This window comes from Streptomyces sp. NPDC055506 (genome assembly GCF_053643595.1).
Map to the genome: position 1 here is coordinate 1 of NZ_JBSHKH010000204.1, position 9,793 is coordinate 9,793.

Sequence of the window (9,793 nt, forward strand, 5' to 3'; positions counted from 1 at the left end):
CCCCTGAAGGGACGGCAGCTGCACGGGCCTCAAGGGGCGCGGGGAACTGCGCGACCAGCCCTCACCGGCCCGCGCAAGGCATCAGTCCAGATAACCCCTCAGCTGGTCCGCGAAGGCGTGGTCCCGGAGCTTGTTCAAGGTCTTCGACTCGATCTGCCTTATCCGTTCCCTGGTCACTCCGAAGATGCGGCCGATCTCCTCCAGCGTGCGGGGGCGGCCGTCCGCCAGCCCGTAACGGAGCTGGACGACCTTCCGCTCCCGCTCCCCCAGGGTCGACAGGACCGCTTCCAGGTGCTCCCTGAGGAGGAGGAACGCCGCCGACTCCACAGGGCTGGTGGCGTCGCCGTCCTCTATGAGGTCGCCGAGGGCGACGTCGTCCTCCTCGCCCACGGGCGCGTGCAACGACACCGGCTCCTGGGCGAGGCGCAGCACCTCGCTGACCCGCTCCGGCGCCAGGTCCAGGTGCGCGGCGACCTCCTCCGGCGTGGGCTCGTACCCCCGTTCCTGGAGCATCCGCCGCTGCACCCGCACGACCCGGTTGATGAGCTCCACGACGTGGACGGGGACCCGGATGGTGCGGGCCTGGTCGGCCAGGGCTCGGGACATGGCCTGGCGGATCCACCAGGTGGCGTAGGTGGAGAACTTGTAGCCGCGGGCGTAGTCGAACTTCTCGACGGCCCGGATGAGGCCGAGGTTGCCCTCCTGGACGAGGTCGAGCATGGTCAGACCGCGCCCGACGTACCTCTTCGCCACGGACACGACGAGCCGCAGGTTCGCCTCGATGAGCCGGCGCTTGGCCATTCTGCCCATGACGACGAGCCGGTCGAGGTCCAGCGCCAACTGGCTGTCCAGGTCAGGCGTGTTGCTCAGCTTCTCCTCGGCGAACAGGCCGGCCTCGACACGGCGGGCGAGTTCGACCTCCTCGGCCGCGGTCAGCAGGGGGATGCGGCCGATCTCCCGCAGGTACTGGCGGAACAGGTCCGAGGAGGGACTGCCGCTCTCGGTACGGGCCGGCGGCCTCACGGCGGTTTCGGGAACCTCGGCCGTCTCGAGGGCCTCGGCGGGCGGCTCCTCCGGCTCCGGTTCCGTCTCTGGGTGGTGCACGACGAGGCTCTGCGCCGGAACCGCGGGCAGGGCGTCGTCCTCCGCGTCCGGCGCGGCGCCGGCGTCGGTCTGGGTGAGCGTCTGGGTCTGCACGGGGGCGACCTCCAGGATGATCGCTGCCAAGGTGGGCGGCAGCGGTACTTCGGGGGCGGAGTCGACGGCCTCGCCGCTTTCCGTCCCGTACGCGATGAGCGGAACCGCGGGGGTCTGGGACCCGTCGGTGACGGATCGGCCGCGCTCCGAGGACTCAGGCACCGCAACCCAGTGTGGGGGAAGACACATCGTCGCCACGAGGGGCGTGCGATGACTTTTTGCGTTCGGGACGTGACCGCGCGGTGACCCTCCCGGGAAACCCGGGTGCCCCCGCCGCCACTGATCTGGCACGATCCGCGGGTGTCCGCTTCTTTGTACGAAACGCATGTGACGGTCCGCTGCTCCGGCACCGGCGCGGCGGAACGGCTGGACCGGTGGGCGGCCGAGGCCGGTCTCAAGCTGACGCACATCGTGCTGGCCCGGGGCCGGATGCGCGACCAGCCGATGCTCACCCTGTCCGGTTCCGCGTCGTACGCCGAGGAGTCCCGGCGGGCCCGGGAGGTGACGGCGCGTCTGCGGGCGGACGGCTTCGAGCCTGTGCGCGTGAAGATCGAGTCGTCGCCGTGGGCGCCGGAGGTGCCGCGCCGGCCGCGCGCGGACGGACGGTACTTCGAGCACCATGTGAAGCTGCTGCTCGCCCCGGACACGGACCTCGCGGGCCTCGCCGCCCGGGTGCTGCCGCACGGCGCCCATCTGTCGTGGAACGCCCGGCGGGTGCGGGACGCCGCCCGGCACGAGCGGTTCGTGACCCAGCGGTGCCACGAGGTGGACGCGGAGGGCGCCGGGCTGGCGCTGGAGGGGCTGCTGTCGGCGCTCGCCGGGCTCGAAGTGCTCGATGTGGAGCGTGAGTTCGTGCTGCACGACAGCGATGTGTCGGTGGACGACGGATGGCTCGGGGAGCCGGTGGGGGTGTCGGGATGAATCAGTCGTGGCAGAACTTCGGCTGGAGGAACACGGAGATTCCCCGTGAGCCCCTGGACGACGCCACCCGCAGGGCCGCGCAGCTTCCGAAGTCGCTCCGGCCGGTGCCGGGGGACGACGTGGTGCAGCTCCCGGTCTTCGATCCGGCACTGAAGCAGTACCAGAACGCCTACCGCGCCACCGACCCGCGCTTCGCCGACCCGGCCCGGGGCGAGGCGTGGCGGGCGGCCCGCCGCCGGGCCCTGCACCTGGTGCTGGACGCGATCGCCGGCTCGGAGTGGGTGGACTCGCTGGTGCTGCGGGGCAGCGTGCTGATGTCGGTGTGGTTCGGGGACGCCGCCCGCGAGCCCGGGGATCTGGACTTCGTCGTCGTACCGCACACCTGGCGGATCGACGACGGGCGTACGGACCGGATGCTGACCGGGATCGCCGAGGCGGCGCAGGCGCTGGCCGACGCCCGGGGGCGGGAGGTCGGGGTCTCGGCGCGGGGCGCGGTGGTCGAGGACATCTGGACCTACGAGCGGGTCCCGGGGCGTCGGATGCTGCTGCCGTGGGGCTCGCCCGGGCTGCCGGGCGGGCACGTCCAGCTCGACTTCGTCTTCAACGAGCGGCTGCCCGAGGAGCCCGAGCCGGTCGAGCTGCCGGGCGGCGCGATCGTGCAGGCGGCGACGCCGGAGCTGTCGCTGGCGTGGAAGCTGATGTGGGTGATCAACGACATGCACGCGCAGGGCAAGGACCTGTACGACGCCGTGCTCCTGGCCGAGCGGCATCCGCTGCGCCGCGAGCTGCTGCACGAGGTGTTCCGGCTGTCGGGCGAGTGGCCGTACCCGTACCGCGAGGAGATCCTTCTGGCGGACGTGGTGGAGGCGGTCGGGTACGTGGAGTGGAACCACTTCGTCAAGGAGTATCCGCGGTTCCGGAACGACGAGCGGGCGTTCGCCGACCGGTTGGTGCGGGCCGTGACCCCGACGTTCGCGGGGGCCGGGGCCTGATCCGGTCTACAGCGCGGCGGCGCCGTGTTCGCGCAGGGTCTGGTCGTACTGCTGGAGGACCCAGAGCTCGTTCTGTACGGCGGCGAGCTGGGCGGGGTCGCCTTGGCTGCCGAGGCGGGTGAGCTGGCTGGTGATGTCCCGGATGCGGCGTTCGACGGCGCGGCGGCGGACGGTGACCAGCTGGGCGCCGGCGTACACCTCGTCGACGCCCTTCACGCCCTTGTGGAGCATGATCGCCTCGACGGCCAGTTCCGTGACCATCGCGCGGACCGCGTCGTCGGGGGCGGCCTCGCGGACCTTGACCAGGTAGTCCTGGGGGTCCTCGACGCCCAGTTCGGCGCCGCCCGCGTCCAGGATGGCCATGCGAACGGCGGCGTAGGGCGGGGCGGTGAACTCGTCGGCTCCGTAGGCATCGAAGGCCGGGGAGACGAGTTCCGGGCGCTGGAGGGCCAGCTTGAGGAGTTCGCGTTCGGTGGCGAAGACCGGGTTGCGGAGGTTGAGGGCCGGGCCGCGGAGGGCGGTGGGCGGCTGGGCCGAGGCGTACTGCTGGGACCCCTGCTGGTGGCGGTCCGGGGCCGGGCCCTTGCCGCCGCGGTCGCGGGCCCAGCGGGCCAGCTGGGCCACACGCTTGACCACGAACTGGGTGTCGAGGATGCCGAGCATGCCGGCGAGCTGGACGGCGACCTCGTGCTGGGCGCCGCTGTTCTTGATGCGAGCGACGATGGGCGCCGCCTCGTCCAGGGCGGCGGCGCGGCCCGCCGGGGTGTCGAGGTCGTAGCGTGCGACGATCTGGCGGAGGGCGAACTCGAAGAGCGGGGTGCGGGGTTCGACCAGGTCGGCCACGGCCTCGTCGCCCTTGGCGAGGCGCAGGTCGCAGGGGTCCATGCCGTCCGGGGCGATGGCGATGTACGTCTCGGCGGCGAACTTCTGGTCGTCCTCGAAGGCGCGCAGGGCCGCCTTCTGGCCGGCGGCGTCGCCGTCGAAGGTGAAGATGACGCGGGCCGAGCCGTTGTCCATGAGGAGCCGGCGGAGGATCTTGATGTGGTCGCCGCCGAAGGCGGTGCCGCAGGTGGCGATGGCCGTGGTGACGCCGGCCAGGTGGCAGGCCATGACGTCCGTGTAGCCCTCGACCACGACCGCGCGGCTGGACTTCGCGATGTCCTTCTTCGCCAGGTCGATGCCGTAGAGGACCTGGGACTTCTTGTAGATCGCCGTGTCGGGCGTGTTGAGGTACTTGGGGCCGTTGTCCGCCTCGTAGAGCTTGCGGGCGCCGAAGCCGACGACATCGCCGCCGATGTCGCGGATGGGCCACATCAGGCGGCCGCGGAAGCGGTCGATGGGGCCGCGGCGGCCTTCCTGGGAGAGCCCGGAGAGGAGCAGCTCCTTGTCGGTGAAGCCCTTGCCGCGCAGGAAGCGCGTGAGGTGGTCCCAGCCCTGGGGGCTGTAGCCGACGCCGAAGTGGACGGCGGCGGCCTGGTCGAAGCCGCGCTCGGCGAGGAAGACCCGGCCGGTGTCGGCCTCGGGGGACGTGGCGAGCTGTTCCGCGTACCAGTCCGCCGCGATCTTGTGGGCCTCGACCAGGCGGATCCGTTCGCCGCGCTGGTGGGAGGGGTTGTACCCGCCCTCCTCGTAGCGCAGGGTGACGCCCGCCTGGCCGGCCAGGCGCTCGACCGCCTCCGAGAAGGAGAGGTGGTCGATCTTCATCACGAACGTGATGGTGTCGCCGCCCTCCTGGCAGCCGAAGCAGTGGAACAGACCCTTACTGGGGCTGACCTGGAAGGACGGTGACTTCTCGTCGTGGAACGGGCAGAGACCCTTCAGGTTCCCGCCGCCCGCGTTGCGCAGCTGGAGGTACTCGGACACCACGGCGTCGATCGGGACCGCGTCCCGTACCGCCTTCACGTCCTCGTCGTTGATCCGTCCAGCCACGCGTGAATTCTACGGTGGCCCGCCGACAGTCCTGACAGCGCTGACGGCTATGGGGCGAGACTGTCCAGCGGCACGTGCGGGTCCGCCAGCGACTCCGGGTTCACCTGGGCCTTGCCGCGGATCAGGTGCTGGATCTTGTCTGTGACGTCCCACACGTTGACGTTCATCCCGGCCAGGACGCGCCCCTCCTTCAGCCAGAAGGCGATGAACTCGCGCTTGCCCGCGTCGCCCCGGATCACCACCTGGTCGTAGCTGCCCGCGGGTGCCCAGCCGGAGTACTCCATGCCCAGGTCGTACTGGTCGGAGAAGAAGTAGGGCACGCGGTCGTACGTCACGTCGTGGTCGAGCATCGTGCGCGCGGCGGCCGGTCCGCCGTTCAGCGCGTTGGCCCAGTGCTCCACCCGGAGCCTGGTCTCGAAGAGGGCGTGGTGGAAGGAGGCCACGTCGCCGGCCGCGTAGATGTCCGGGTCGGAGGTGCGCAGCCGCTCGTCGACGACGACTCCGCCGCCATGGGCCCGGTCGGCGATCTCCAGGCCGGCAGCCTCCGCGAGGTGGGTGCGGGGGGCCGCGCCGATCGCTGCCAGGACGTCGTGCGCCGGGTGCTCCTCGCCGTCGTCGGTGCGGGCCGCGAGGACCATGCCGTCCTGGCCGACGATCTCGGTGAGCCGGGCGCCGAAGTGGAAGCGGACGCCGCGCTCGCGGTGCAGGTCGGCGAAGAGCCCGCCGAGTTCCGGGCCCAGGACGCCGTGCAGCGGGGTCGGCCCGCGCTCGATGACCGTGACCTCGGCGCCGTACTCGCGGGCCGCCGCCGCGACCTCCAGGCCGATCCAGCCGGCGCCCGCGATCACCAGGTGGCCGTTGTCGCGGCCCAGGTTGGTCAGGACGTGCTTGAGCCGCTCGGCGTGGGCGAGGCGGCGCAGGTGGTGCACGCCCGCCAGGTCCGTGCCCGGGATGTCGAGGCGGCGGGGCTCGGCGCCGGTCGCCAGGAGCAGCTTGTCGTAGCGGACGACGGTGCCGTCCTCGCCGAAGCGGACCGTCTTGGCCTTGCGGTCGATCGCGTCGACGGTCTGGCCCAGGTGCAGCTCGATGTCGTTGCGCGCGTACCAGGCGGGCTCGTGCACGAAGACGCTGTCGCGCTCCTCCTTGCCGAGGAGGTAGCCCTTGGACAGGGGCGGGCGCTCGTAGGGGTGGTCACGCTCGTCGCAGATCAGTATCACGCGGCCGGTGAAGCCCTCCGTGCGGAGCGTCTCGGCTGCCTTGGCGCCTGCCAGTCCGCCTCCGACGATGACGAATGTCTGATCCGCGTCGACCACTTGATGCCTCCTCGTTGCGATGTCGCCACTTGCGAGCGTCCCGCACGGAGCGTGATGCGGGAAGAGGGAGTGACCCGATCAGGCCACGGAGGGTCACATTCGGGGGTGCTCAGGTCCCGAGCGTCGCGTCAGTCTCATGCCTGCCCCGTCAGCCGGGCGTGAAGCGAACGGGCCGACGTGTCGGTGAGGGAGGCGATCTGGTCGACGATCACCCGCTTGCGGGCACGGTCGTCCGGGGCCTGGTCGAACAGGGCGCGGAACTGCGGGTCCAGGCCGTCCGGGGCGCGGGCGGTGAGCGCCTCGGCCAGTTCGGCCACGACGATCCGCTGGTCGGCGCGCAGGCGTTCCTGCTCGGCGCGCTGCATGACGTAGAGGTCGGCGACGGCCTTGAGGACGGCGCACTCCATACGGGCCTGGCGCGGCACGACCAGCTCGGCCGCGTACCGGGTGAGCCGTCCGCTCCCGTACGCGGCGCGGGTCGCGGCCTCGGCGGCCAGGCAGAAGCGGCCGATGAGCTGGCTGGTGGCGTCCTTCAGCCGGGCCTGGGCCACGGCGGTGCCGTCGTAGCCGTGCGGCCACCACTCCTGGGCGAGGAGCCCGTCCAGGGCCTCGGCCAGCTCCGCGGGATCGGTGTCGGACGGTACGTAGCGGCCGCGGGCGACCTCGAAGACGTCCTGGCGTTCGGGGTCGGCGTGCAGGCAGTTCGGGTCGATGTGGCCGGCGTGCAGGCCGTCCTCCACGTCGTGCACCGAGTAGGCCACGTCGTCGGACCAGTCCATGACCTGCGCCTCGAAGCAGGTGCGGGTGCCGGGGGCGTCCTTGCGGAGCCAGTCGAAGACGGGGCGGTCGTCCTCGTAGACGCCGAACTTCGGGGAGTCCGGGTCGGTGGGGTGGGCGCCTCGGGGCCAGGGGTACTTGGTGGCGGCGTCCAGGGTGGCGCGGGTGAGGTTGAGGCCGACGGAGCCGTCCGGGGTGAACCGTTTGGGCTCGATGCGGGTGAGGAGTCTGAGGGACTGGGCGTTGCCCTCGAAGCCGCCGCAGTCGGCCGCGAACTCGTTGAGGGCCTGTTCGCCGTTGTGGCCGAAGGGCGGGTGGCCCAGGTCGTGGGAGAGGCAGGCCGCTTCCACGAGGTCCGGGTCGCAGCCGAGGGCCGCGCCCAGCTCCCGGCCGACCTGGGCGCATTCGAGGGAGTGGGTGAGGCGGGTGCGGGGGCTGGCGTCCCAGGCGGGGCCCATGGTGCCGGGCGTTACCACTTGGGTTTTGCCGGCGAGTCTTCTCAGGGCGGCGCTGTGGAGGACTCGGGCGCGGTCGCGTTGGAAGGCGGTGCGGCCGGGGCGTTTGTCTGGTTCTTGGGCCCAGCGGTCGACTGACGTCGGGTCGTAGGCGGGGGGGTGTTGTGCGGTGCCGTCCATGTCTCGACAGTAAGCGCGTCTGCGTGTGCCGGGCTCTGTTTTCGGGCGTGTGCGGGTTCTGTTTGGGCTGGTCGCGCAGTTCCCCGCGCCCCTGAGGGGACCGCACCACCCCGCGTTCTAAGCCGAAGCCAATTGGGGCACGACAGGCGCCGTCGCCAGTGCCTCGTCGTAGCGGTGGAGGAGGAGCTGGGCCATCGCCGGGTGGGTGCCGAGGGGGGACGCCGCTATCCAGGGGGCCGACTGGGTGCACTCCGTGGCGAAGCGGCCGGGGGCGGTGAAGTAGGAGGCCAGGGCTATGTGGGGGCGGCCCCTGGCCGCGAGGGTGCGGACGGCCGACTTGACCGTGGGGGTCGCGGCCGAGGCGTAGGCGGGGAGGACGGGGACGCCCAGGCGGGCCGCCAGGAGGTGGGCCGTGCGGGCGGTGTCCCGCTTCGCGTCCGGGTCGCGGGAGCCTGCCGCCGCCAGGACGACCGCGCTCCTGCTGCGGGGGGTCCGGCCCCAGCCAGCCTCCGCCAGGCGGGACTCGAGGGCGTCCACCAGCAGGGGGTGCGGGCCCAGGGGGGCGGCCACTCGGGTGCGGGCCCGGGCGGCCTCGGCCATCTCGGGGATGTCCCGCTTGACGTGGTAGCCGCGGCTGAGGAGGAGGGGGACCAGGACCGCTTCCGTGTCCCCGAGGGCGGCGAGCGTGTCGGGGAGCAGGGGGGCGTTCAGTTCGATGTGCCCGAGGTGCACCGGCAGGCCGGGGCGCAGCGCGCGGACCCGGTCGAGGAGGGCGCGGACCGTGCTCAGCGCGCGCGGGTCGCGGCTGCCGTGCGCCACGACGACGAGGGCGGGCGGGACCGGGCGGCGGGCCGCGGTCGGCGGGACGAGGCTGAGCTGGCTGGGCATGTACCGATGGTCGCGGCACCACGTTGCCTCCCCGTTGCGTGGGGGTCACGGGTGTTTTCCAGCGGTTCACCATCGGGGACATGGCCGGTGTGAGCACCCTTGACCTGGGGGTTCGGGGTTTCGCGTGAAGCTGGTCACCTGCCCTGCGGTGAACCGGACGGGCCGATCGGGCGTCCTCGAAGGTCAGACCGACCTGGGGAGGGACCTGTCCGATGCGTGTTCCGGAGTTCCGCAGACCGAGGCTGCCGCGTACCCGCCGGGGGCAGCGGCGGCTGGTGCAGGCTGTGATGGCCGGGTGCGTGCTCGGGCTGCTCCCGGCGACCTGGATGTACACGGTGGCGGGTGACCGGCTGCGGACGGCGGCGGACGTGCCGCGCACCGATGTGGCCGTGGTGTTCGGGGCGGGGCTGTGGGACGGGGAGCCCTCGCCGTACCTCGCGCACCGGCTGGACGCGGCGGCGGAGCTGTACCGGAAGGGGCGGGTGAAGGTGGTGCTCGTCACCGGGGACAACAGCCGCGAGGACTACGACGAGCCGGACGCGATGCGTGTGTATCTGACGCGGCACGGGGTGCCCGACGGGCGGATCGTCAGCGACTACGCCGGGTTCGACACGTGGGACTCCTGCGTGCGCGCGAAGAAGATCTTCGGCGTGGACGAGGCCGTGCTGATCAGCCAGGGCTTCCACATCCGGCGGGCGGTGGCGCTCTGCGGGACGGCGGGGGTCGAGTCGTACGGGGTCGGGGTGGACGCGGTGCACGACGCGACCTGGTACTACGGCGGTGCCCGGGAGATCTTCGCCGCCGGGAAGGCGGCGCTGGACGCGGCGTTCCGGCCGGATCCGCGGTTCCTCGGGCCTCAAGAGCCGGGCGTGGAGCGGGCGTTGGCCACGGCCGAATGGCCTGTCGGATGAATCAGGACGTTCTGCCGGAGCGGGTTTGACGCGCACATTTCACCCCAGAGCGTGAAATACCCATTGGACGCTCTCCGTGTTCATGCGACCACGCTTAGTGTTTTCGCCGTGCGGCGGCGGATCGGGCCGCCGCCGCGAACTGGGGGAAAGGACATCTGATGACTCGACTTCGCACCGCGCTGGTGATGGCTGCCGCGAGCGCGCTGCTGGCCGTGCCGGCCGCCATGGGG

8 protein-coding genes are annotated in these 9,793 nt (G+C 72.0%); 3 read left to right on the forward strand and 5 right to left on the reverse strand.

The window, feature by feature from the left end; genetic code table 11:
- Positions 1–81 precede the first annotated feature (81 nt).
- Positions 82–1,359: an RNA polymerase sigma factor gene (locus tag ACWIF2_RS38825; RefSeq protein ID WP_454366183.1), complete on the reverse strand. Its 1,278-nt coding sequence runs from the start codon at positions 1,357–1,359 to the stop codon at positions 82–84.
- A gap of 138 nt (positions 1,360–1,497) precedes the next feature.
- Here ACWIF2_RS38825 and ACWIF2_RS38830 point away from each other — a divergent pair, with 138 nt between their 5' ends.
- The gene (locus ACWIF2_RS38830; RefSeq protein WP_454366185.1) at positions 1,498–2,118 is read left to right on the forward strand and encodes a hypothetical protein; all 621 of its coding nucleotides are present in this window, start codon (positions 1,498–1,500) and stop codon (positions 2,116–2,118) included.
- Positions 2,115–3,110 (forward strand): nucleotidyl transferase AbiEii/AbiGii toxin family protein, encoded by a 996-nt coding sequence (locus ACWIF2_RS38835; protein WP_454366187.1) that lies wholly within the window; start codon positions 2,115–2,117, stop codon positions 3,108–3,110. The genes ACWIF2_RS38830 and ACWIF2_RS38835 overlap by 4 nt, the downstream gene beginning before the upstream one ends.
- A 6-nt stretch (positions 3,111–3,116) precedes the next feature.
- On the opposite strand, the gene dnaG is transcribed toward ACWIF2_RS38835, so the two are convergent.
- The 4 genes from dnaG to ACWIF2_RS38855 all read right to left on the reverse strand — a co-directional run bounded on the left by dnaG (position 3,117) and on the right by ACWIF2_RS38855 (position 8,652).
- On the reverse strand, positions 3,117–5,039 hold the full coding sequence (gene dnaG / locus ACWIF2_RS38840; protein WP_454366189.1) for a DNA primase: 1,923 nt from the start codon (positions 5,037–5,039) through the stop codon (positions 3,117–3,119).
- A 47-nt stretch (positions 5,040–5,086) separates the two neighbouring features.
- The gene (locus ACWIF2_RS38845; RefSeq protein ID WP_454366191.1) at positions 5,087–6,352 is read right to left on the reverse strand and encodes an NAD(P)/FAD-dependent oxidoreductase; all 1,266 of its coding nucleotides are present in this window, start codon (positions 6,350–6,352) and stop codon (positions 5,087–5,089) included.
- 134 nt (positions 6,353–6,486) lie between these two features.
- A complete protein-coding gene (locus ACWIF2_RS38850; protein ID WP_454366192.1) occupies positions 6,487–7,764 on the reverse strand; it encodes a deoxyguanosinetriphosphate triphosphohydrolase in 1,278 nt (425 codons plus the stop codon).
- Positions 7,765–7,881: 117 nt separating this feature from the next.
- A complete protein-coding gene (locus tag ACWIF2_RS38855; protein WP_454366194.1) occupies positions 7,882–8,652 on the reverse strand; it encodes a sirohydrochlorin chelatase in 771 nt (256 codons plus the stop codon).
- Positions 8,653–8,864: 212 nt separating this feature from the next.
- On the opposite strand from ACWIF2_RS38855, the gene ACWIF2_RS38860 reads away from it, so the two are divergent.
- Positions 8,865–9,563: a SanA/YdcF family protein gene (locus ACWIF2_RS38860; RefSeq protein ID WP_454366196.1), complete on the forward strand. Its 699-nt coding sequence runs from the start codon at positions 8,865–8,867 to the stop codon at positions 9,561–9,563.
- Positions 9,564–9,793: the final 230 nt, after the last annotated feature.

Coding starts and splice junctions, on each gene's coding strand:
- ACWIF2_RS38835 (WP_454366187.1), top strand. CDS start 2,115: ATGAATCAGTCGTGGCAGAACTTCGGCTGGAGGAACACGGAGATTCCC.
- ACWIF2_RS38850 (WP_454366192.1), bottom strand. CDS start 7,764: ATGGACGGCACCGCACAACACCCCCCCGCCTACGACCCGACGTCAGTC.
- ACWIF2_RS38855 (WP_454366194.1), bottom strand. CDS start 8,652: ATGCCCAGCCAGCTCAGCCTCGTCCCGCCGACCGCGGCCCGCCGCCCG.
- ACWIF2_RS38860 (WP_454366196.1), top strand. CDS start 8,865: ATGCGTGTTCCGGAGTTCCGCAGACCGAGGCTGCCGCGTACCCGCCGG.